At 62.5% G+C, this 22,529-nt stretch carries 25 protein-coding genes; 9 read left to right on the forward strand and 16 right to left on the reverse strand.

All coding sequences use genetic code 11. The features are described 5' to 3' along the window. Nucleotides 1-54 precede the first annotated feature (54 nt). A complete protein-coding gene (locus FJW03_RS08135; RefSeq protein WP_140760035.1) occupies nt 55-1,968 on the reverse strand; it encodes a PhoX family protein in 1,914 nt (637 codons plus the stop codon). Between the two features lie 115 nt (nt 1,969-2,083). Then, nucleotides 2,084-2,491, reverse strand: coding sequence for a hypothetical protein (locus FJW03_RS08140; RefSeq protein WP_140760037.1), 408 nt, complete (start codon nt 2,489-2,491; stop codon nt 2,084-2,086). Nucleotides 2,492-2,803: 312 nt separating this feature from the next. Here FJW03_RS08140 and urtA point away from each other — a divergent pair, with 312 nt between their 5' ends. From urtA to FJW03_RS08170, 6 genes are all read left to right on the forward strand, one after another. Further along, nucleotides 2,804-4,114, forward strand: coding sequence for an urea ABC transporter substrate-binding protein (urtA, locus tag FJW03_RS08145; RefSeq protein ID WP_140760039.1), 1,311 nt, complete (start codon nt 2,804-2,806; stop codon nt 4,112-4,114). Nucleotides 4,115-4,230: 116 nt separating this feature from the next. Then, nucleotides 4,231-5,847: an urea ABC transporter permease subunit UrtB gene (gene urtB / locus FJW03_RS08150; protein WP_140760041.1), complete on the forward strand. Its 1,617-nt coding sequence runs from the start codon at nt 4,231-4,233 to the stop codon at nt 5,845-5,847. Further along, entirely contained in the window at nt 5,844-7,079 is a 1,236-nt protein-coding gene (gene urtC, locus FJW03_RS08155) for an urea ABC transporter permease subunit UrtC (RefSeq protein WP_140760043.1), read from the forward strand. The genes urtB and urtC overlap by 4 nt, the downstream gene beginning before the upstream one ends. 2 nt (nt 7,080-7,081) lie before the next feature. Continuing rightward, nucleotides 7,082-7,828 (forward strand): urea ABC transporter ATP-binding protein UrtD, encoded by a 747-nt coding sequence (gene urtD, locus FJW03_RS08160; RefSeq protein ID WP_140607064.1) that lies wholly within the window; start codon nt 7,082-7,084, stop codon nt 7,826-7,828. A 69-nt stretch (nt 7,829-7,897) separates the two neighbouring features. After that, the gene (urtE, locus tag FJW03_RS08165) at nt 7,898-8,593 is read left to right on the forward strand and encodes an urea ABC transporter ATP-binding subunit UrtE (protein ID WP_140760046.1); all 696 of its coding nucleotides are present in this window, start codon (nt 7,898-7,900) and stop codon (nt 8,591-8,593) included. Between the two features lie 265 nt (nt 8,594-8,858). Then, a complete protein-coding gene (locus tag FJW03_RS08170) occupies nt 8,859-9,035 on the forward strand; it encodes a hypothetical protein (protein ID WP_140607062.1) in 177 nt (58 codons plus the stop codon). A gap of 51 nt (nt 9,036-9,086) precedes the next feature. Here the strand turns inward: FJW03_RS08170 and FJW03_RS08175 are convergent, their stop codons facing one another. The 9 genes from FJW03_RS08175 to FJW03_RS08215 form a co-directional block, all read right to left on the reverse strand. Then, nucleotides 9,087-10,235, reverse strand: a complete 1,149-nt coding sequence (locus FJW03_RS08175) for a sensor domain-containing diguanylate cyclase (RefSeq protein WP_140607061.1) — start codon at nt 10,233-10,235, stop codon at nt 9,087-9,089. A 183-nt stretch (nt 10,236-10,418) separates the two neighbouring features. Further along, on the reverse strand, nt 10,419-11,225 hold the full coding sequence (locus FJW03_RS08180; RefSeq protein ID WP_140607060.1) for a DUF72 domain-containing protein: 807 nt from the start codon (nt 11,223-11,225) through the stop codon (nt 10,419-10,421). 37 nt (nt 11,226-11,262) lie between these two features. After that, nucleotides 11,263-11,721: a GNAT family N-acetyltransferase gene (locus tag FJW03_RS08185; RefSeq protein WP_140760048.1), complete on the reverse strand. Its 459-nt coding sequence runs from the start codon at nt 11,719-11,721 to the stop codon at nt 11,263-11,265. Then, complete coding sequence (locus FJW03_RS08190) at nt 11,718-12,128, reverse strand: DUF302 domain-containing protein (RefSeq protein ID WP_181168878.1); 411 nt, start codon at nt 12,126-12,128, stop codon at nt 11,718-11,720. The genes FJW03_RS08185 and FJW03_RS08190 overlap by 4 nt, the downstream gene beginning before the upstream one ends. Next, nucleotides 12,128-15,049: an excinuclease ABC subunit UvrA gene (uvrA, locus tag FJW03_RS08195; RefSeq protein ID WP_140760052.1), complete on the reverse strand. Its 2,922-nt coding sequence runs from the start codon at nt 15,047-15,049 to the stop codon at nt 12,128-12,130. The genes FJW03_RS08190 and uvrA overlap by 1 nt, the downstream gene beginning before the upstream one ends. Before the next feature lie 722 nt (nt 15,050-15,771). Then, nucleotides 15,772-16,068 (reverse strand): hypothetical protein, encoded by a 297-nt coding sequence (locus FJW03_RS08200; RefSeq protein WP_140692977.1) that lies wholly within the window; start codon nt 16,066-16,068, stop codon nt 15,772-15,774. Nucleotides 16,069-16,150: 82 nt separating this feature from the next. Continuing rightward, nucleotides 16,151-16,756, reverse strand: coding sequence for an ATP-dependent Clp protease proteolytic subunit (locus FJW03_RS08205; protein WP_140692975.1), 606 nt, complete (start codon nt 16,754-16,756; stop codon nt 16,151-16,153). 22 nt (nt 16,757-16,778) lie between these two features. After that, complete coding sequence (locus FJW03_RS08210) at nt 16,779-17,255, reverse strand: SRPBCC family protein (protein WP_140760054.1); 477 nt, start codon at nt 17,253-17,255, stop codon at nt 16,779-16,781. A 31-nt stretch (nt 17,256-17,286) separates the two neighbouring features. After that, nucleotides 17,287-17,601, reverse strand: a complete 315-nt coding sequence (locus FJW03_RS08215; protein WP_015317709.1) for an ArsR/SmtB family transcription factor — start codon at nt 17,599-17,601, stop codon at nt 17,287-17,289. 226 nt (nt 17,602-17,827) lie between these two features. On the opposite strand from FJW03_RS08215, the gene ssb reads away from it, so the two are divergent. Both ssb and FJW03_RS08225 read left to right on the forward strand, forming a co-directional pair. Beyond that, a complete protein-coding gene (gene ssb, locus FJW03_RS08220; RefSeq protein ID WP_140760056.1) occupies nt 17,828-18,346 on the forward strand; it encodes a single-stranded DNA-binding protein in 519 nt (172 codons plus the stop codon). A gap of 128 nt (nt 18,347-18,474) precedes the next feature. Further along, nucleotides 18,475-18,900 (forward strand): OsmC family protein, encoded by a 426-nt coding sequence (locus tag FJW03_RS08225; protein ID WP_140760058.1) that lies wholly within the window; start codon nt 18,475-18,477, stop codon nt 18,898-18,900. Between the two features lie 24 nt (nt 18,901-18,924). Here FJW03_RS08225 and FJW03_RS08230 read toward each other — a convergent pair whose 3' ends face one another. From FJW03_RS08230 to FJW03_RS08240, 3 genes are all read right to left on the reverse strand, one after another. After that, the gene (locus tag FJW03_RS08230; protein WP_137931086.1) at nt 18,925-19,554 is read right to left on the reverse strand and encodes a MarC family protein; all 630 of its coding nucleotides are present in this window, start codon (nt 19,552-19,554) and stop codon (nt 18,925-18,927) included. Between the two features lie 102 nt (nt 19,555-19,656). Continuing rightward, nucleotides 19,657-20,034 (reverse strand): VOC family protein, encoded by a 378-nt coding sequence (locus FJW03_RS08235; RefSeq protein ID WP_140760061.1) that lies wholly within the window; start codon nt 20,032-20,034, stop codon nt 19,657-19,659. Between the two features lie 32 nt (nt 20,035-20,066). Continuing rightward, the gene (locus FJW03_RS08240; protein WP_140760063.1) at nt 20,067-20,603 is read right to left on the reverse strand and encodes a hypothetical protein; all 537 of its coding nucleotides are present in this window, start codon (nt 20,601-20,603) and stop codon (nt 20,067-20,069) included. A gap of 85 nt (nt 20,604-20,688) precedes the next feature. Between FJW03_RS08240 and FJW03_RS08245 the strand changes: the two genes are divergently transcribed. Next, entirely contained in the window at nt 20,689-21,516 is an 828-nt protein-coding gene (locus FJW03_RS08245; protein ID WP_140760065.1) for a helix-turn-helix transcriptional regulator, read from the forward strand. 7 nt (nt 21,517-21,523) lie between these two features. Here the strand turns inward: FJW03_RS08245 and FJW03_RS08250 are convergent, their stop codons facing one another. After that, the gene (locus FJW03_RS08250) at nt 21,524-22,144 is read right to left on the reverse strand and encodes a ParB-like protein (protein WP_140760067.1); all 621 of its coding nucleotides are present in this window, start codon (nt 22,142-22,144) and stop codon (nt 21,524-21,526) included. After that, nucleotides 22,098-22,355 (reverse strand): hypothetical protein, encoded by a 258-nt coding sequence (locus FJW03_RS08255; protein WP_140760069.1) that lies wholly within the window; start codon nt 22,353-22,355, stop codon nt 22,098-22,100. Before FJW03_RS08255 ends, FJW03_RS08250 begins: the two co-directional genes overlap by 47 nt. Nucleotides 22,356-22,529: the final 174 nt, after the last annotated feature.

Raw genomic sequence — 22,529 nt, forward strand, 5'->3', positions numbered from 1 at the left:
CCTGCTGGCGCGGGACCCGCGAGGGTTCCGCGCCTTTTTTCGTGCTTGCGAAGGCTATGCCCCGACCGGCTGGCCGTCCTTGCGGCGGATGGCGATGACCGAGGGGCGCGGCGGCTGGCCGTCCTTGAAATCGGGCCATAGGGACTGCGCCTTGTCGAGCGTTTCGGCGTCCTCCGATGGATGCTGAACCGAAAGGAACAGCGTTGTGCCATCCGGGGTGAAGCAGGGGCCGGTCGCTTCCGCGCCATGCGGGCAGGTGAACAAAAGCTTCGGCAGGCCCCGCGCCGGGCCTTCCGTGTCGACGCCATAGACGCCGTCGGGCAGGTCGAAATCGTTGGCGCCGTCGGTCGCTACCCAGAGACGGCCGGCGGGGTCGAAGGTGATGTTGTCCGGGCACACGAACCAGCCATTGTCCGATGTGTCGGAATGGAAGGTGGCGCCGACCTTGGCATCCCCGGGATTGCCGCACAGAACGAACAGGTCCCAGGTGTATTTGTCGGCGGTATGGTCGGCATCCGCGCCGCGGCCGCCCGGCGGGATCAGTTCGACGATGTGGCCCCAGAGGTTTTCGGGCCGCGTGTTGGCTGGATTGACCTTGGATTCGTCGCGTTTCTTGTTCTTGGTCATGACGGCGTAGACGCGGCCGGTGACCGGATTGGTCTCGATGTCCTCCGGCCGATCCATCGGGGTCGCGCCAAGCGCATCGGCGGCCAGCCGTGTTTTCAGCAGCACCTCGGCCTGGTCGGCAAAACCGTTCTCGGCGGTGAGCTTGCCCTGGCCATGGATCAGCGGCAGCCATGTCATGGTGCCATCGGCATCGTAACGAGCGACCGAAAGCACGCCATCGTCCAGAAGGCCGTTGCTCGAAGCCGGGTTCGCCTTGTCATAAGCCTTGTTCGAGACATAGCGGTACATGTATTCGAAATAATCGTCGTCACCCATGTAGACGACGATGCGGCCATCCTTGTTGACGACGACCGTAGAGGCCTCATGCGACATGCGGCCAAGGGCCGTGCGCTTCACCGGCTTGGACTTGGGGTCGTAGGGGTCGATCTCGACCACCCAGTCGAAGCGGTTGGTTTCGTTCGGTTCCTTGTCGATGTTGAAGCGGTCGTGAAAGCGGCCGCGGCCGTAAATGTCGGCGCCGTCAAAGCCGTAACGGTCGAGAATGCCTGCTGCAGGGGCCTTCTTTGGATCGCCGCCGAACAGATCGGAAACGCCCTCCTCGCAGGTCAGCACCGTCCCCCATGGGGTAACGCCGCCGCTGCAATTATAGCTGGTGCCGAGCACCTTGGTGCCGGTTGCATCGGCTGAGGTCTTCATCAGCGCATGGCCAGCCACGGGGCCGGAGACGGTCATTTCGGTGTTGGCGGTGATGCGGCGGTTAAGCGGGCTATCGTCGATGGTTTGCCACTTGCCGTCCTTGAGCATGACCTCGACGATCGAATGCCCCATCGCCGCCAGGCCGAGATTGACCTGTTCCTTGCTCATCGCCTTGCCGGCGCCGTCCTCGGTCATGCCGGGGAACATCACATTCGGCGAGATGTATTCGTTGTTGACGCAAAGCAAGCCGTGGTCGGAGTTCACCGAACCCCTGGGCAGCGGCATGAAGGCGATGTAGTCGCAATTATAGCCGAAGCGCTTTTCCTGTTCGTCGGCCGCGATCGTGTTGCCGTCGAAATCCGGCAGGCCCGCGACAAGCGGATCGCCCCAGCGTGCGACGATCGTCGTTTCATAGCCGTCGGCTGCGGCGTGGGTCTTGCCATAGACTCGGTTCAGTTCGGGAAAACCGAGGGTGGAAAGGGCGGCGGTGGCATGTGTTTCGCCGGCAAACAACGAACCGACAAAGCCGCCGCCGGCGACCAGGGCGCCAGATGCGAGGCTGCCCTTCAGGAGGGTACGGCGCGAAACGCGCTCGGCGATGACATCGCGAATGACGGGGGAGGATGAGGACGGGGAATCGGCCATGTGTCTGCCTCTCGAGGTGGATGTGACGGCGCAAAGCTGCCTATCCAGCTTCGGCAACATCCAGATGACATGAGAGAAAGGCTCGCCTCGCGGCGACGGCCGTCACCAGGATGGGCTATTGGCTGCCGCCCCTGGTGCAGGTCGAGGCGGTGAAGGCGCCGTCGGGCTGCTTCATGATGATATCGAAGGAGGGTGGGTTCTGGCCATCCAGGGTTGCCTGGGTCAGGGACAAGGAATTGCCACCGGTGGTGTAGCCGCCGAGCGGTCCCAACCAGGAGATCACACCGTTTGCGTCCATCTGGTAGTTATAGCCCTGTTGGACGGCGCCGAAGGTGACAGGGCCGGTGTAGACATTTCCCTTGATGGTGACGACGCCCAGGTTGAGGAACATGCCGAGCAGATAGACTTCGCAGTGATAGGTGCCGTCGGGCATCCTGCCGTCGCTGAAGTCGGCCCGCGCGGCTCCGGTTCCCACCGCCAGAAGTAATATCCCGATGAATATGCGTGAAATGCTGGATGCCATGACGTTGCCTGTCTGAAGTCGAGCTTGCCCCATTTTCCAGTCGGGCCGCAACATTTGTCAGCGGTGATCCGTTCACAACGGTCAAAATATAGGCATCAGATAAATTTGAGCTAAAATTAGGCAATTGCCTTGTGCGCTGCGCAAATTTCCCTCACTCAAATTTTTATCGGCTCTCTTTGTTTTATTTGGTCTGATGTAATAAGCCGCTGACAACGTTTGGCTATTTCGCTTTTTCGAACATCCAATTCGCGGTTGGCATGTAGGTTGCATCGCGTTGTTGCGGTGCAATCAACCAGCTTGGGAGTCTTCAGCATGAGGGGTAGTTTCTCGACAATAACAAAAATGTTTTCGGCGAGCGTGGTGGCCGCTGGCCTGTTGATGTCGGTTCCCGCCAGGGCCGCCGACGACACGATCAAGGTCGGCATCCTCCATTCGCTTTCAGGGACAATGGCGATTTCGGAGACGACGCTGAAGGACGCCATGCTGATGCTCATCGACGAGCAGAACGCCAAGGGTGGCCTGCTCGGCAAAAAACTTGAGGCCGTCGTCGTCGATCCGGCTTCCAACTGGCCACTGTTCGCCGAGAAGGCGCGTGAGCTGATTTCCAAGGACAAGGTGTCGGCGGTGTTCGGCTGCTGGACCTCGGTCTCGCGCAAATCGGTGCTGCCGGTGTTCTCCGAGCTCGACAACATCCTGTTCTACCCCGTCCAGTATGAAGGCGAGGAGAGCGAGCGCAACGTGTTCTACACCGGTGCCGCACCGAACCAGCAGGCCATTCCCGCCGTCGACTATCTGATGAGCGAGGACGGCGGCTCGGTGAAGCGCTGGGTGCTCGAAGGCACCGACTATGTCTACCCGCGCACCACCAACAAGATTCTCGAAGCCTATCTGAAGGCCAAGGGCGTCGCGGCGGAAGACATCATGGTCAACTACACGCCGTTCGGCTTCTCCGATTGGCAGACCGAGGTCTCCGCGATCAAGAAGTTCGGTTCGGCAGGCAAGAAGACGGCCGTCGTTTCGACCGTCAACGGCGACGCCAACGTGCCGTTCTACAAGGAGCTCGGCAACCAGGGCATCAAGGCGGAGGACATCCCCGTCATGGCGTTCTCGGTCGGCGAGGAAGAACTGGCCGGTCTCGACACTGCGCCGCTGGTCGGCCATCTCGCGGCGTGGAACTACTTCGAGAGCGTCGACACGCCCGAGAACAAGAAGTTCATCGCCGACTGGCACAAGTTCATCAAGAGCGACAAGCGCACCACCAACGACCCGATGGAAGCCCATTATATCGGCTTCAACATGTGGGTGAAGGCAGTCGAAAAGGCCGGTACCACCGATCCTGACAAGGTTATCGACGCCATGGTCGGCGTATCGGTGCCGAACCTGACCGGCGGCTATTCGACCATGATGCCGAACCACCACATCACCAAGCCGGTGCTGATCGGCGAAATCCAGGCCGACGGGCAGTTCGAGACGGTGTCGCGCACACCTGGCCTGGTGATGGGCGATGAATGGTCCGATTACCTCCCTGACTCCAAGGACCTGATTTCCGATTGGCGCGCGCCCTTGTCCTGCGGCAACTTCAATGTCGCCACGGGCAAGTGCGGCGGCAAGGGCACGAACTGATCCTCCCGGTCTGTCGGGTCGCGGAGTGGCCCGCGACCCGAGACCGCAGCCCGGGCGGACTTATTCCTCCAGTCCGTCCGGGAGCAACATCAACCCTTGGGATTGACCCTATTCCGATGACCGCGATGCGCATGATTGGCCTGACGCTGTTGTTGCTGCTGACGATATTTTCGCCGTCGCATGCCGACGAAGCCGATCTGCGCGCCACCATCGCCAAATTCGCCACGGCCAAAGGTTTTTCGGAGACGGGCGCCGTCGTCCATGAACTGGCGGCCACCGCCGACCCGGTAGTCGCACGGCCGCTTGCCGCGCTTGCCGACGGTAATCTTTACATCCGCAAGGCCGACTCCCTGGTGTTCACCGGCAAGGAAACCGCCGGAAGCATCGAGCTTTTCGATCCGCTGAGCGGCGAAGCGTCAGGTGAGGCCGGCAAGGACGACATCACCAAGATCAAGGTCAACAACACGCTTCGCCGTGTTATCCGTGACGCCTTGGGCACGCTGACGCTTGGCGCCAAGAACCCGGCCGTGCGCCTGGCCGCGGCCGGCACCATGTTCAAGACGCCTGACGCAGCCAATATCGAGCCACTCGACACGGCGATCGCCAATGAGACCGTTGCCAGCGTCAAGGCGCTGTTCGAACAAGCCCGCGCCGCGTCGGTTCTTGTCTCCGACCGCCCGGATGCCGACAAGCTGGCGGCGATCGCGCTGATCGGCGCGCGCGGCGACCGCGACGCGGTGTCGTTGCTGACCTCGGTGGAGGCAAATGCCTCGGACGCGGTCAGGCAAGCGGCGACGGCGGCGATCGCCAACATCAATTCGACGCTTGCGTTGTGGGATGCCGCCCAGAACATCTGGTACGGCATTTCGATGGGCTCGGTGTTGCTGCTCGCCGCGATCGGGCTCGCCATCACCTTCGGCGTCATGGGCGTCATCAACATGGCGCATGGCGAGATGGTGATGCTCGGCGCCTACACCACCTTCGTCGTCCAGCAAGTGATCCGCACATCCTTTCCCGGACTGTTCGACTGGTCGCTGGTGATCGCGCTGCCGCTTGCCTTTTTGGTCGCCGCTCTCGTCGGCTTCGCCATCGAGCGCGGCGTCATCCGCTTCCTCTATGGCCGACCGCTGGAGACGCTGCTGGCGACGTGGGGCGTGTCGCTTATCCTGCAGCAGGCCGTGCGTTCGATCTTCGGGCCGACAAACCAGGAGGTCGGCAACCCCTCCTGGATGTCGGGCTCGTTCGATGTTGGACAACTGGCCATCACCTGGAACCGCCTGTGGATTCTGGTTTTCGCGCTCAGCGTCTTCGCCGTGCTGTTCTACGTGATGAAGCGCACGCCCTGGGGCCTGCAGATGCGCGCCGTCACCGCCAACCGGCGCATGGCCGCTTCCATGGGCATCAGGACGCCATGGGTCGACGCGCTGACCTTTGCGCTCGGCTCAGGCATCGCCGGCATCGCAGGCGTGGCCCTCAGCCAGATCGACAACGTCTCGCCCAATCTCGGCCGCGGCTACATCATCGACAGTTTCATGGTCGTTGTCTTCGGCGGCGTCGGCAATCTGTGGGGCACCCTGGTCGGCGCTTTTTCGCTGGGCATCGTCAACAAGGTGCTCGAACCCTATGCCGGCGCCGTGCTCGGCAAGATCGTCGTGCTGGTGCTGATCATCCTGTTCATCCAGAAGCGCCCGCGCGGGCTGTTCGCCCTCAAGGGCAGGGCGGTGGAAGCATGATGTCAGGACGCTTCTTCGCCGCGGGCGCCGAGCGACGCATCGCCATCACCATTTTCATCCTGCTGGCGGTGGCCGCCATCGTGCCGCTGCTCAACCTTGCCGTTTTTCCGGCGAGCGCCTTCTATATTCCGTCCTACATCGTCGCGCTGACAGGCAAGTATCTTTGCTACGCGCTGCTGGCGCTCTCGCTAGACCTGGTCTGGGGGTATTGCGGCATTCTTTCGCTCGGCCAGGGCGCCTTCTTCGCGCTCGGCGGCTATGCGATGGGCATGTATCTGATGCGCCAGATCGGCCCGCGCGGCGTCTATGGCAATCCGATCCTGCCCGATTTCATGGTGTTCCTGAACTACAAGGAATTGCCGTGGTTCTGGACCGGTTTCGATCATTTCTGGTTCGCCGCGCTCATGGTGCTGGCGGTGCCTGGCCTGCTCGCCTTCATCTTCGGCTGGTTCGCTTTCCGCAGCCGCGTCACCGGCGTCTATCTCTCCATCATCACCCAGGCGATGACCTACGCGTTGCTGCTCGCCTTCTTCCGAAACGACATGGGGTTTGGCGGTAACAACGGCCTGACCGACTTCAAGGACATCCTGGGCTTCAACGTGCAAGCCGACACCACGCGCTCGGCGTTGTTCGCGGTCAGCGCCATAATCCTGGCGCTCGCCATCTTCGTTACCTGGGCGATCGTCGGCTCCAAATACGGCAAGCTCCTGATGGCCGTGCGCGACGCCGAGAGCCGCACGCGTTTCCTCGGCTGGCGGGCGGAGAATGTGAAACTGTTCGCCTTCACCGTATCGGCTGTCATGGCCGGCATTGCCGGCGCGCTCTACGTGCCGCAGGTCGGCATCATCAATCCCGGCGAGTTCGAACCGTCCAATTCGATCGAGGTGGTGATTTGGGCCGCCGTCGGCGGGCGCGGCACCATCGTCGGACCGATCATCGGCGCGCTGCTGGTCAATGCCGGCAAATCCTGTTTCACCGGCGTCCTGCCCGAACTGTGGCTGTTCGCGCTCGGCGGTCTGTTCGTCGCGGTTACGCTGCTGTTGCCCAAGGGCATCATCGGCATGTGGGACTCCTGGCGCGGCGATGCGAAAGCGTTGCGCGCGGCATCCATCGCCAAGGAAGCCGGAGTCGAGGCTGGAGTCGCGCTGGCGACCTCGAAGCTCGCCCGCTCGCCGGCCAGGAATCCAGGCGAATGGTCCTGGTCCGACCCCGAGCCGCAGGCGGCGGAGTAACCATGAGCAAATCAAACACAATTCTCTACCTGGACGGCGTCTCGGTCTCCTTCGACGGTTTTCGCGCCATCAACAGCCTGTCGCTGGTGCTCGACAAGGGCGAGATGCGCGCCATCATCGGCCCCAACGGAGCCGGCAAGACGACAATGATGGACATCGTCACCGGCAAGACACGGCCCGATGAAGGTGAAGTCTTCTTCGACGGCCGGGTGGACCTGACCAGACATGACGAGGCTGAAATCGCCATGATGGGCATCGGCCGCAAATTCCAGAAGCCGACCGTCTTCGAAAGCCACACGATCGAGGAAAACCTGATGCTGGCCCTGAAAGGGCCGCGCTCGATCTTCCCGGCGCTGTTTCATCGCCGCTCAGCGGCCGAGACGCGGCGGATCGACGACATCCTCGGCGTCATCCGGCTCGGTGATAAACGCGACGTGCTCGCCGCCAATCTCAGCCACGGGCAAAAGCAGTGGCTGGAGATCGGGATGCTGCTGGCGCAGGACCCAAAGCTGCTTCTGGTCGACGAGCCGGTGGCCGGGATGACCGACGCCGAGACCGAGGAGACCGCGCGGCTGCTCAAGGATATCGCGCGCGACCATTCGGTCATCGTCGTCGAGCACGACATGCATTTCGTGCGCGAACTCGGCGTCAAGGTTACCTGCCTGCACGAGGGTTCGGTGCTCTCCGAAGGCACACTCGATTTCGTGTCGGCCGACGAGCGCGTCGTCGAAGTGTATCTGGGGAGATGAACATGCACTGGCGGGTTCCATTCCATCACTTCGATCTGTCGTTTCGCCGATTCTGGAAACGGCGCTGACATGCTCGAAGTTTCCGATGCCACGCTTCACTACGGCGCCGCCCAGGCGCTGCGCGGCGTGTCGCTGAAGGCAGGCGCCGGCAAGATCACTTGCGTGCTCGGCCGCAACGGCGTCGGCAAGACCAGTTTGATGAGATCGATCGTCGGCCATCACCGGCTGACGAGCGGAAGCGTTGCCTTCGAGGGGAAGGCGCTCGACCGGAGCGCGGCGTATGACCGCGCCCGGTCGGGCATCGCATTCGTACCGCAGGGCAGGGAGATTTTTCCGCTGCTCAGCGTACGGGAGAATCTCGAATCCGGGTTTGCGCCGCTCAAGCGCGCCGACCGCAACGTGCCGGCCCATGTCTTCGAACTCTTTCCGGTGCTGAAGCAGATGCTCGGCCGCCGCGGCGGCGATCTTTCCGGTGGCCAGCAGCAGCAATTGGCGATCGGCCGCGCGCTGGTGATGCGGCCGAAGCTTTTGGTGCTGGATGAGCCGACGGAGGGCATCCAGCCGTCAATCATCAAGGACATCGGCCGGGCCATCCGCTACCTGCGCGACCAGGCCGGCATCGCGGTGCTGCTGGTTGAACAGTATCTCGACTTCTGCCGCGAACTCGCCGACGAGGTCAACATCATGGATCGTGGCCGGATCGTCCACACCGGCCCGGCGGAGGATCTGGACCGGGCTGATGTTCGCAAATTCCTGACGGTCTAGAATCAGCATTGTTCTTCAGGTGACGGTCCAAAGTCCCTGGCAAGTTCGATATTTCTACCTTCGAGCCGTCCGCATCTCTGGCGCGGCATGGGCTGCATGCTAGTCTTTTCTTGGCTTTTGTGAGTCGGCCGCTTCCGTATCAGTCTGGTTATCGCAGATCGAGGGGCGGCGAAGGCCGCGCAAGTTCCACGCAAGCAAGGCTTCCTAGCCTCCTGTGATCTGATTGTCGTTCAACGCGTTTGGGCACACAGGCTAAGGGACGGCCATGCAACGTTTCGTCGAAGATTACCAGAAGAGGCGGCTTACAGAGCGTGTCGACATCATCGCCGCCATTAACATCCTGAGGTCACAGGGCTGCGACTACGACGATCTGATCGAGGAGATCACCAAGGTCTTCTATGTCGACCTCGACGCCTTCAATGAAATCGTGATGGCGGCATAAGGGCCGCTTTCGCCCGCCCAACAATCACAGGCTCAATATCGATCCGCGCGGTCAACTCGCGCGTCGGAATGGAGAGGCGGTCACGCGGTTGCGGCCGCCACGCTTGGCATCATAGAGCGCCTTGTCGGCGGCGCTGAGCACCTTGTCGAGGCTGAGGCCTTCCTTGCTGCCAAACGCAAAACCAGCGCTAACGGTGCATGTAAGCAAGCCGGTTTCGGTTTCTATCAGGCGCGTCGCGAAAGCGGTCCGGATGCGCTCCGCCACTTCCTGCACCGTTTCCGGCAGCGTGCGCTTCAACACCAGTGCGAATTCCTCGCCGCCCATGCGCGCGGCGACGTCGGTCTGGCGAAGATTGCCGGCGAGTTCGCTGGCGAACACTTTCAGCACCTCGTCGCCCGCCGCGTGGCCGAACTCGTCGTTGATGGCCTTGAAGTTGTCGAGGTCGAAGACGACCACCGCGGTAAAGGCGCCGACCGGGGCATTGCCATGTATGTCGAACAGAGCGCGCCGGTTGAGCAGGCCTGTCAGCGGATCGGTCAGGGCATTGCGGCGGTGGTGCCTGGCCAGACGACCCTGGTTGAGAGCAAGCGAGAGCGCGCCAATACCCGTCATGCTGGCGATAACCACGACGAGGCTCAATTCCTCGGCCCAGTTGCTCGGCGCATGGCCCAGGACCAGTTTTCCATCCCAGCCAAGCACCATGGCGCACAGCGCGAAGGAGGCGGCGGTGGCCGAATAGAGCGCGGTGATGCCGATCGTCAGGGCAGGGGCCTCGTCGCGGCCCCTCCAGTATTCGAAGGCCGTCGCGAACAGGAGCAGGGCGGCGAACATGTTCTCGAACATGAAGCCGAGGCCATCATAGCCCAGAGCCATGGGAGGCAGCGCCACCGCCAGCGAAAGGCAGCCAAACATCATTCGCCGCAGCGGCGAGCCGCCTGTCCTGAACTGGTAGGCAGCACCCAGCATGACTGAGAAACCAATCAACAGGAACGCCAGCGCGGCGATCCCGAGCAGGCGCCCAGGCATGTCGATATAAGCGTCATAGGCAAAAATATCGCCGACCACGAACACCAGGCTGATCGCCCATGTCAGCAGGAACCGCTCCGTGCGCGCGGTCAACCACATGCCGAACAATGTCAGGCTCAGGCAGGCGGCGGAGAACCCGACAGCCAGCAGAAGTGAAGTGTAGTCGAGCGACATGCCCCTCTTTTCCTGCCGGCGGCGGTTCCAGTTCTGCGGCTTGGCGTCCGCGCATTCATGCAGCAAGGAAGTGTCGAGAAGGTTACGATCGTGGCGAAGATGCCACGAAGTGGGCGCCCGCCTGCGCGCAAAACGCATAGGCGGCGCGCTTATGGCGTGCAGCCGGATACCGGCTGACGCTCGTCAGCCGGTCACACGCTTCATCAGCGCCATGGCCCCGAACGGTGCGCGCACCTTGCCCTCGGTGATGAAGTAGACAAACACGTCGCGTGGCTGCACCGGCGCGTCGGTTGCGGGATCGGCGCGCCGCAGATCGGCCGGCTGCTTGCCTTCCGCCCAAGTCTTTGCCCGCGCCGCCCATTCGTCGAGACCCTTTGGCGTGTAGCAATCGGGATTGTCGTCGCTGCCGGTCTGCAGCCTCGCATAGACGAAATCGCCGGTGATGTCGGCGATATCGGGGTATTTGGCATGATCGGCGTAGACGATCGCCGCCTTGTATTTGCGCGCCAGCGCGGGAAATTCCGGGACAATGAAACTGTCGTTGCGCACTTCAAGCGCATGGCGCAGCGCGACACCGTCCTGCTTCTCCGGCAGCAGTTTCAGAAAGGCTTCGAAATCGTCCGGGTCGAACTTTTTCGTCGGCGCGAACTGCCACAGGATCGGTCCCAGTTTTTCGCCGAGCGCGGCGACGCCCGAGCCAAGGAAGCGCATCATCGATTCGCCGGCTTCGCCGAGTACGCGCCGGTTGGTGACGAAGCGATTGCCTTTCAGCGAATAGACGAAACCGTCCGGCGCTTCGCTGGCCCATTTGATGAAGGTCGGCTCCTTGAAACTGGAATAATAGGTGCCGTTGACCTCGATGCTGGGCACCTGACGGCTGGCATATTGCAACTGTTTCGCCTTCGACAACTTGTCCGGATAGAAGGACGTGTCCCAGGGCTCGAAGGTCCAGCCGCCCATGCCGGCGCGGATTGTTCCCGATTTGCTCATTGTCGTCCTCCCAGGTGCAGAAGTCGGTTCCGAAAGATCAGGCTGTCTCACCGACCGGCTTGGCCATGTCGACGAGCACCCATCCTGGTCGGTAAGGATTGGGCCGGCGACCCGTTTCGCGATAACCGTAAGCGAGATAGAGCGCGATGTTTCGCTCCATTTTCGCATTGGTATAGAGCCGCACCTCCGGCAAGCCCCAAAGGCGGGCCTGTTCATCCGCGTGCTTGAGCAGCGTGATGCCGAAGCCCTTGCCTTGGAAGGCAGGTGACACCGCGACGGAGAAGATCATCGCGTGGTCGGCGTGGCGTTCCAGCGTGATTACCCCGGCGAGCTCGCCGGCGCGCTCCAGCAGCCAGACCTCGCCCCGGGCGATGCGCGGCGCGTAGTCTTCGGTAACCGGGATCGGCGGCGCATCGAGTATGGCGTCATAGGGGGCATAGGCTGCTTTCGTCAACGCGACGATCGCGGCAAGATCATCACGGCGGGCGAGCCTCATGATTGATCCATTCCAGCAGCAGAGGCGATCACCTTTTCCATGCCGGCGGCAATCGCCGCGACTGCGGCGCGGCTGGCCTCGCCCAGGCTATGGCGCCCGGCGATCCAATTCGCATCATTGTAGGAGAGCCACACCTTGCCTTGCTCATCCTCCCAGGCCAGCGCCTTGACCGGCAGATCGATGCCGGCGAGCTGCCTGTCCTGCATCAGTGGTGTGCCACCCTTGGGATTGCCGAAAATCAACAGTTCGGTGGGGCGAAGCGCGGCGTCGACATCGCGCGCGCCGGCTGCGTGATCGATGCGCGCGAACTCAAGCAGTCCCGCACGCTTTATCGCTTCCGCCAGGCGGTTGATGGTTTCGGTCACGCCAAACTGGCTCTGGACCGTGATGAGACCATCCCCAGTCATCACTCCGCCGCTTCGCGTTTGCCTCCGGGGCGCCGCTCCAGAAGTTCCTTCAAGAACTGGCCGGTGTAGCTGCGCTTTTCGCGCACGATCGCTTCCGGCGTGCCGGAGGCGACCAGTTCGCCACCGCCGTCGCCGCCTTCGGGACCGAGGTCGAGCACCCAGTCGGCGGTCTTGATCACTTCGAGATTGTGCTCGATGACCACCACGGTGTTGCCCTGGTCGACCAGTTCATGCAGGACTTCCAGGAGTTTGGCGACGTCGTGGAAGTGCAGGCCGGTGGTCGGCTCGTCGAGAATGTAGAGCGTCTTGCCGGTCGCCTTGCGCGACAGTTCCTTGGCGAGCTTGATGCGTTGCGCCTCGCCGCCGGAGAGCGTCGTCGCCTGCTGGCCGATATGGATGTAGCCGAGGCCGACCTGTTTCAGCGTGTCGAGCTTGTCGCGCACGCCGGGCACCGCGGCGAAGAAATCGACGCCTTCCTCGACGGTCATGTCGAGCACGTCGGCGATCGACTTGCCCTTGAACAGCACGTCGAGCGTCTCTCTGTTGTAGCGCTTGCCGTGGCAGACATCGCAGGTGACATAGACGTCGGGCAGGAAGTGCATCTCGATCTTGATGACCCCGTCGCCCTGGCAGGCCTCGCAGCGGCCGCCCTTGACGTTGAACGAAAAACGGCCCGGCTGGTAGCCGCGCGCCTTGGCTTCAGGCAGGCCTGCGAACCAGTCACGGATCGGCGTGAAGGCGCCGGTATAGGTAGCGGGGTTCGACCGCGGCGTGCGGCCGATCGGCGACTGGTCGATGTCGATGACCTTGTCGAGGAATTCGAGGCCTTCGATGCGGTCATGTTCGGCCGGATGCTCGCGCGATCCCATGATGCGGCGCGAGGCCGCCTTGAACAGCGTCTCGATCAGGAAGGTCGACTTGCCGCCGCCCGATACGCCGGTGACGGCGGTGAAGGTGCCGAGCGGTATTTCGGCGGTGACGTTCTTCAGATTGTTGCCGCGCGCGCCGACGATCTTCAGGCGCCGGTTCTTCTTCGCCTCGCGGCGCACGGCCGGCGTTGCCACTTCGAGTGCGCCCGACAGATATTTGCCGGTGATCGAATTGGGGTTCGCCATCACTTGCTGGGGCGTGCCCTGGGCGATGATCTCGCCGCCGTGGATCCCGGCGGCCGGCCCCATGTCGACGACATAGTCAGCGTGCAGGATGGCATCCTCGTCATGCTCGACGACGATCACCGTGTTGCCGATGTCGCGCAAATGCTTCAGCGTATCGAGCAGGCGCGTGTTGTCGCGCTGATGCAGGCCGATCGACGGTTCGTCCAGCACGTAAAGCACGCCGGTGAGGCCGGAGCCGATCTGCGATGCCAGCCGGATGCGCTGGCTTTCTCCGCCCGACAGCGTGCCGGAATTGCGCGACAGCGTCAGATAATCCAGCCCGACGTCGTTGAGGAACCGCAGGCGCTCGCGGATTTCCTTCAGCACGCGCACCGCGATCTCGTTCTGCTTGTCGTTGAGCTTTGCGGGCAGGTCGGTGAACCAGCGATCGGCGTTGCGGATCGATTGCTCGGTGACTTCGCCAATGTGCTCGCCGGCAATCTTAACCGCCAGCGCTTCCGGCTTCAGCCTATAGCCCTTGCAGACCGGGCAGGGCGTTGCCGACATGAAGCGCTCGATCTCCTCGCGCATCCAGGCGGACTCGGTTTCCTTCCAGCGCCGCTCGAGGTTGGGGATGACGCCTTCGAACGTCTTGGTGGTCTTGTAGGAGCGCAGGCCGTCATCGTACTGGAAGGTGATTTCCCGTTCGCCGGTGCCGCGCAGGATCGCCTCCCGGGCCTCCGCGCTCAAATCCTTGAACTTGTCGCCGAGCTTGAAATTGTAAGCCTTGCCCAATGCCTCGAGGGTCTGCACGTAATAGGGCGAAGTCGACTTCGCCCATGGGCTGACCGCGCCGTCGCGCAACGACACACTCTCATCCGGCACGACGAGATTGGGATCGATGGCGCGCTGGCTGCCGAGACCGTCGCAGGTTGGGCAGGCGCCGAACGGGTTGTTGAACGAGAACAATCTCGGCTCGATCTCGGGAATGGTGAAGCCGGATACCGGGCAGGCGAATTTTTCGGAGAACAGGATGCGTTCATGCGTCTCATTCTTCGATTTGTTGACCGAATCCTCGCCGGTCTGGCTGGCGTCGAGCGGCTTGTCGGCGAACTCGGCCACCGCCAATCCCTCGGCGAGCTTCAGTGCCGTCTCGATGGAGTCGGCAAGCCTTGTGGCGAGATCGCCGCGCACGACGATGCGATCGACGACGACATCGATGTCGTGCTTGTACTTTTTGTCCAGGGCCGGAACATCGGCGATTTCGTAGAAGACGCCGTCGACCTTGACGCGCTGAAACCCCTTCTTCTGCAGTTCCAGCAGTTCCTTGCGGTACTCGCCCTTGCGACCGCGCACGATCGGCGCCAGCAGGAACAGCCGTGTGCCTTCCTCGACCGCCAGCACCCGGTCGACCATCTGGCTGACCGTCTGGCTCTCGATAGGCAGGCCGGTGGCCGGCGAATAGGGCACGCCGACACGGGCGAACAAAAGCCGCATGTAATCATAGATCTCGGTGACGGTGCCGACCGTCGAACGCGGGTTCTTCGACGTGGTCTTCTGCTCGATGGAGATGGCCGGCGACAGGCCGTCGATCTGGTCGACATCAGGCTTCTGCATCATTTCGAGGAATTGCCGCGCATAGGCCGAAAGGCTTTCGACATAGCGGCGCTGGCCTTCGGCATAAATGGTGTCGAAGGCGAGCGACGATTTGCCGGAGCCCGACAGGCCGGTCATGACGATCAGGCTGTCACGCGGCAGGTCGAGATCGACATTCTTCAGATTGTGTTCGCGCGCCCCGCGAATGGAAAGGAATTTATGGTCGGCCATCGCCGGTCGCCGCCTCAGATCTGGAATTCGTGGGATTGGCGGGTTTTTCCCGGCCATCCCCTATGTAGGTTTTTTTGCCGCCACGTCGAGAGACGCCACAACTCCCGACAGAAGTCGTTTAACCGCCTTTCGCGCGAGCGGGCAAGCGGAAAGAACAAAGACCGAACACGCTCCTGACAAAGCTGTGCGGAAACTGACCTGCACGTAACCTCCGCGCGATCACATTTTTCCGTAACCGGCTATTGATGGTTGACGCGGCCGGCTCATGGGGGCAGTCTCGGGACGTCAACGAAGCCGGCTGTCTTTCGATGGCCTCGCCACGCAGAGGTGGCCTGCGAGACGCCGCAGGCATTTGCGATTTGCGCTTCGGGACGAGATGTCGCAACGGACAGAGGAGCGGAGCATGACGCCACCGGACAGTCCCTTGAGGCTCCACGTGTCGCTGGAGCCGCGGCAGGCATAAGTGTCAAGGGTTTAGCGTTTGCGCCACCCGACAAACCGTGACCTGCCGTAACCCACCAAAAATCAGAGACTGCTAGTCGGATCGTCGGCTGCAAGCCGCGAAGCATCCGAAATCTAACGCCGGCAGTACACTCCCGGCAAAAGATTGGACTATGGATCCAGGAAAGCCCCGGCCGTTTGCCTAGAGCACGGCGGGGCTGTTCTTTTTTTGAACGGGAGTTGGCAACGCTCCGGGCCTTTTGGAGGCCTCATCCCACCACCTATCTGGGAGGCTTGATCGCGCCGGCGCCGATATCGACGGTGATGCTGCCGGAAATCCTGACATCCGTATCGCCGATCTTGAACTGGCCATTGCCGCTGGGGAACGCGTCATCGGGCTCCGGCTGTAGGGCTGGCTTGGCGATGCGATAGTCGCCGCTGACGCCGGGCAGGGCGCTTTTCTGCGCCGATGGCGAGGCATTCTCGGCAAGCGCCGTACTGGATACAAAACCTGTGATGGCGAGCACCGTAGCGATGGTGGCGCGATGCGATACTTTGGGCGGATGCGTGTCAGTCATCCCGGGACTATAGGGACGTACCGCCATCGGAACCAGACCGGTATCGTCGAATCCTCGACCGGCGGCAGGCTTTTTGGTCTGATCAAGCCGCTTTTTTGCGAGTGCCGAAGACATGGTCGACGATGCCCCAGGCCTGGGCCTCGCGGGCGGTCATGAAATGGTCGCGGTCCAGCGTGCGTTCGACCTCTTCATAGGTGCGGCCGCAATGCTGGGCGTAGAGTTCGGTCATGTGGCGCTTGGTCTGGCCGATGCGCTCGGCATGGCGCTGGATGTCGGAAGCCTGACCCTGGAAGCCGCCCAGCGGCTGATGCAGCAGGATGGTGGCGTTCGGCAGTGCGATGCGGCGTCCCGCCGTGCCTGCCATCAGCAGGAATGAGCCCATCGAAGCGGCAAAACCCATGCACACGGTCGATACCGGACAGCTGATATATTGCATCGTGTCGTAGATCGCGAAGCCGCTGGTCACCACACCACCCGGCGAGTTGATGTAGAGCGAGATCTCCTTGTCGGGATTGTCGGATTCCAGCGACAGGAGCTGTGCGCAGACCAGCGCCGAGACGTCGTCATTGATCTCGCCGTTGATGAAAATGATGCGCTCGCGCAGCAGCCGCGAGAAAATGTCGAAGGCGCGTTCGCCGCGGCTCGATTGCTCGATCACCATCGGCACCAGACTGGCAAGGCCGCTCATTTTTCTTCTCCGATTTCCGTGTTCAGGCCGCGCGCAGCAGCAGGCATGGCGTGTTCGCGGCGATGGGCTTTCCGGCCCCACGCAACCCGAGCGAAAGCCGGCAGCCGGCGCCCGCCACGGCAACAGCGGGCATTGCCTTGCGGGCAAAGCCGTCATGGAAAATGCGCAGATGCGTGCCGCCGGAAATCGTGCGGGCGAGCGTGAAGGTGACGACACTGTCAAGCGGATCCTGGCGCGCGGCGTCCCCCGGCTGCTCCCGCCAGGAAAAGCGCAAGAGGCGTTCGGGTTCGGCTTCGAGGATTTCGCATTCGATCGCCGCCTCAGTTCCGGCGAAGGCAAAACGGCTACCGGCCTGCGGCCTGATGTCGTTTGGCATCATCCAGGCTGCGAGCAGTTCCGGCACGGTCAGAGCCCGCCACACTTTTTCCGGCGGTTCGGCAAGATCGTATTCGAACTCGATCGCATCCGGGACGACTTCGCTTTGGTTTTTGGCGTTCATCGATCCTATGTCCTTCACTGATCCGGATCTTTCACTGATCCATGTCCTTCAAAACCGTCTTCAGCCTTTCGATGCGCTCCGGCCAGAAGGTGCGGTAGCGTTCGATCCAGGAGAGCAGGGGGGCAAGCCCCTGCGGATCGGCTCGATAATAGGCGTTGCGGCCCGCCCGCCGCTCTACCACCAGCCCGGCGCCGCGCAGCACCGCCAGATGCTGCGAGACGGCCGGCTGCGACACCGTCAGGCCGCTGCGCAGTTCCGACACGCTCATCTCGCTTGTCGCCAGACGCTCGAAGACGGCGCGTCGCGTCGGGTCGGCCAGTGCGCGGAAAATCTCTGCTTCGATCATGGCAAAAGCATAAGTCGATACTTATCAATTTGGCAAGCGCTGTTTTGACCCCCATATGATGGCCTCAACCATTGCTGCCATTCCTTGACAATCAGCAGCAGTGCATATAGGAACGAAAAGGGAACAAAAACCTTGTGGGAAAAGCCAGCCTTGGCAGGCGGCTGGCGTTCGTAGCCTGTAAGGTGCTGCGACAAAAAATTGTTTCGGATGAGCGCGGAGAAGTATCATGGCGGGTAGCGTCAACAAGGTCATTCTGGTCGGCAATCTCGGCGCGGACCCTGAAGTCCGGCGCCTGAACTCGGGCGAGCCGGTCGTCAACATCCGCATCGCGACGTCGGAAAGCTGGCGCGACAAGAATTCCGGCGAGCGCAAGGAAAAGACCGAGTGGCACAATGTCGTCATCTTTAACGACCAGCTCGCCAAGGTGGCGGAGCAGTATCTGAAGAAGGGCATGAAGGTCTATGTCGAGGGCCAGCTGCAGACCCGCAAATGGCAGGACCAGACCGGCAACGACAAGTATACGACGGAAGTCGTGCTGCAGAAGTTCCGCGGCGAGTTGCAGATGCTCGATGCGCGCGGCCAGGGTGAGGGCGGCCAGGTCGGCGGCTATTCCGGTGGTGGCAGCAGCCGTGGTTCCGATTTCGGCCAGTCCGGCCCGAACGAGAGCTTCAACCGTGGCGGCGGTGCGCCGAGGGGCGGTGGTGGCGGCTCGTCACGCGAGCTGGACGACGAAATCCCGTTCTGATCGAAAGCAATACCAGACGGCTGACGTCACGTGATCGATATGCTCCGAAGGTCCTGCATGGACTTTCGGGGTTTTGCGTTGTTGATTTGGCCTGGGCAGGCGCGATCAAGGACTGAAAGGACAGAGCGGTGAAGGCACGGGTAAAATGGGTCGAGGAGCGCACCTTCGTCGGTGAGTCCGGCAGCGGCCACAAGGTTGTGCTGGGCACAGCCTCCAGCCCTGATGGCAAGACGCCGGGGCCAAGCCCGATGGAGCTGGTGCTGATCGGCACCGGCGGCTGCTCTGCCTATGATGTCGTCCATATCCTGGAAAAAGGCCGCGAAGCGGTTGAGGACTGCGTCGTCGAGCTCGATGCAGATCGGGCCGAGACTGACCCAAAAGTGTTCACGCGCATCCATATGCACTTCATCGTCAAGGGCAGGGCGCTCTCGACCGACAAGGTCAAGCGGGCGATCGACCTGTCGATCGAGAAGTACTGCTCGGCTTCCGCGATGATGGCCAAGACCGCCACGATCACCCACGATTTCGAGGTCATCGATACCGCGGCGAAATAGACCGACAGGCGCGCCTGTCGCGGATTATCCCACCATCAGCGCCTTGATGCCGTCGGCGACGAACTGCACGGCGAGTGCAGCCAGGATGACGCCGAGCAGGCGGGTCAGGATCGAGCGGCCGGTCTGGCCAAGAATGCGGTCGATGCGCTCCGACAAGACGAACACCAGATAGGTGATGACGAGGCACGCGAAGATGATGCCGACCAACGCCGCCTGCGCCGCAAAGCCTTGAAACGAGCCTGAAAGCAGCACCGTCGCCGAAATCGCGCCGGGGCCGGCGATCAGCGGGATCGCCAGCGGGAAGGCGGCGATGTTGTGGATCATGTCCTTGGTGATGGCGACGTCGCCGATCTTCTCCTTGCGGTCCTGCCGACGCTCGAACACCATTTCGAAGGCGATGAAGAACAGGAGAAAACCGCCGGCGACGCGGAATGCTGGAAGCGTGATGCCGAACACCGAAAGGATCGAGGCGCCGGCGATGGCGAACAGCGCCATCACTAGGAAGCCGATGACCGAAGCGCGCACGGACACCTGCTGGCGCTCATCGCGGTTCATGCCGCGTGTCACGGCGAGGAACAGCGGCGCCAGCCCGGGCGGATCGATGGTCACGAGAATGGTGACGAAGGCATTGAACAGGCTGTCGAAACTCGGCATCGCTGACCCCTCCCGCCGGGCCGGGCCCGCACTCCAATATTGGTAGAGCAAAGCCCGCTCGGTGGGAACAGTCAGGACCGCGAAACTATGGTTCTCGACGGATTAGCCGGGAATGCCGCAATGGGCCTCGAGCCGATAGCCGTCCGGGTCCACGACAAAGGCGGCGTAGTAGTTTTCGCCATAATCGGGGCGCAGGCCCGGCGCGCCGTTGTCGCTGCCGCCCTCACGCAAGGCGCCGGAATGGAAGGCATCGACGCTGTCCCGCGTCGGTGCGGCGAAGCAGAAGTGCAGCCCGGATTTTTCGTCCGCCGGCACCGGATGTGCCGCCTCGTTCACCCACAGCGCGACGCTCTGGGCGCCGTAGCCGAGCGAACCGGGTGACTGGTTGAGGCAGGTATAGCCGAGCGGCTTCAACGCAGCGTCGTAGAAGCGCTTCGAGGCGTTGGCGTCGCGGACACCGATCGAGATATGGTCGAACATGGTTTTCTCCATCGTTGCAACGGGTTGCTGCGTCAGGGTGTTGTTGCTCGGCGCGCCAGGAACTCGACGTCCGTCCGCCATGTCGCGCCATTGTCGTGCGAGCGCTCGCCGAGCCAGCGGAAGCTCTCTTTCGTGATGCGTGAAAAGCTCCAGCGCACCCAGGCGCCGGTGCCGGTGGCGCCGACCTGCACGATCGTGTCGCCCTCGGCGCGGCCGAGCTGGCGGCTGAAATACTGGTTGCGCGGATCGCTCCAGAAGATATGCCAGGCATCGGCGCCGGGATCATAGACGCGCAGCGTTGTGCCATAGAAGGTCCACTTGCCGAGCGAGGGCGACGGGCCGGCATCGCGCGCCGGCAGGATCCAGACATCCTGGATGGCGCGGCCTTCCAGCACCCAGCCGAAATGCACCTCGCCGCGGCCAGTCAGCACGGTGCCATCCTCGAGGCGACGCGAGGCGTCGAAAGTCCAGGCGCCGACGAAGCGACCGTAGAGGTTCAGTTTCTCGGCAAGTCCGTCGATCGGTCCGGCACTGTGCAGGGCTTCGGCAAAGGAGGACGGGGTGAACATGGCTGCGGTCTCTTCTTGTCAGGAGACCGGGAGGAGTAGGCGCTGACGGGGTTCTGGGCTTGGGAAAAATTGCTATATTTCGGCCATGACAGCGACCACCCGCACTATCGCATCCGGATCCGGCTGGCACGTGGCGGATGTGATCTGCACAGCCGGCGCCGGCGATCGGCCGTTCGAGGAGGCACATCAGGATTTCTGCATCGCGGCGGTCACCGGCGGCGCGTTCCGTTACCGCGCGCAACAGGGCACCGCGATGCTGGCGCCGGGGAGCCTCCTGCTCGGCAATTCCGGCACATGCTATGAATGCGGGCACGAGCATGGCAGTGGCGACCGCTGCCTCTCGTTCCATTTCAGGCCGGCTTACATGGAACGGATTGTGGCTGGCGTGCCTGGTGCCAGGGGGCTGACCTTCGAGGCTCCGCGCCTGCCGCCTTTGCCGGCCCTGGCGCCGTTGTTGGCCGAGGCGGAAGCCGCGCGTGAAATGGCCGACACGGACGCTTTCGAGGAACTCTCCCTGCGCATTGCCGCCGCCGCCGTGGCCACGGTTTCCGGCGCCACGCCTGTCCGGCGCGCGCCGAGCCGCCGCGATCAGAAACGGGTGGCCGAAGCCGTGCGGCGGATCGAACTGGATGCCGACGGACAGGTCTCGCTGTCGGCTCTGGCGGATGAAACGGCGACCAGTCCCTACCATTTCCTGCGCACCTTTCGGCAGGTCGCCGGCATGACGCCCTACCAGTTCCTGCTCAAAACCCGGCTGCACAGGGCGGCGGTGCGGTTGCGCCTGTCAAATGAAGCGATCTCGGCGATCGCCTTCGACGCCGGCTTCAACGACCTGTCGACCTTCAACCGCCGGTTTCGACGCGTCATGGGTGAGACGCCAGGCAACTATCGTGCCCGCCGGCCAAGCCGTTGAGGCGGGGTCAGTCCGAAGTCGGCCCGCACCAGCCTGGCAGATAGTCCGCGTCCTTGCCCTTGGACACGCGCAGCGCTTCTTTCATCGCCTTGTCGAAGTTCTTCGCCACGGCGCCCGGCGTGATGCGCCGGCGCAGGAAGTCCGCCCACAGGAATTCGCTGAACGGGGTCGTGTCCTTGGCAAAGCCACCTTGCCGGCGCAGTTCGCCCGCCATGCTCCGGTATGGGTCGTCGACGAGTTCGGCCATGGTCTTGGGAATGGCGTCGTAGGGTTGACGCTTGCCGTTCTCGTCGAACGGATGCATCCAGCCCCTGTTATCGAGCACGACGAAGAAGGCGTCCTTGTCGAGCCCCGACAGGTCGCTGATCACCGTGACCAGCACATCCCTGACACCTTCCTCGAGCAAGGCGCGGGCGAGGTGATGATGGTCCGTGACATAATTGCGCTTCTTCGGCCCCAGCACGACGGGAATCATGTGGCTGCCGAGAAAGGTCCCGGTCTTTCTGGCGCTCTGCGAGCGGATCATCTGGCGCTTCAAGGCGACCTCGCGCATGCCGACCGTGATCTGCGTCGGCCGCAGATCACTGACGGCAACGGGGTTCAGCAAGGGTTCCCGTTGGCTCATCATATTGCTTCGTCCTGTTGTTGCGGCTCTCGGCCGCGAAGCCGCCGAGCCGGGCCGTTGCCATCTGCTCGGGAATGCCGATCGCGGCCAATGTCACGCCGGCGATCAGATCACCATTGAGATCCCGGCGCGTCCAACCGCTCATCGCTCGCAGAGGCAGCCACCGGGTCCATTTCATTGCGCTCACGGCCTTCGTTCGGGGAAATTGGTCCATTGCCGGCTTTTGCCTTGCTGGCGGCGAAAAGCACCGTGGCCATATCGTCGCAATCAGCGGTATCCTTTTGAAATTACCACCAAAAATGACACTGGAAAAGTGCCGCGAACGTTGGAGTTTCGGCCTGGCTTCCTATATAAGCAGCAGGTGATTCCTGAATAGATTGTGATCCGA

This window comes from Mesorhizobium sp. B4-1-4 (genome assembly GCF_006439395.2).
Taxonomy (GTDB): Bacteria; Pseudomonadota; Alphaproteobacteria; order Rhizobiales; family Rhizobiaceae; genus Mesorhizobium.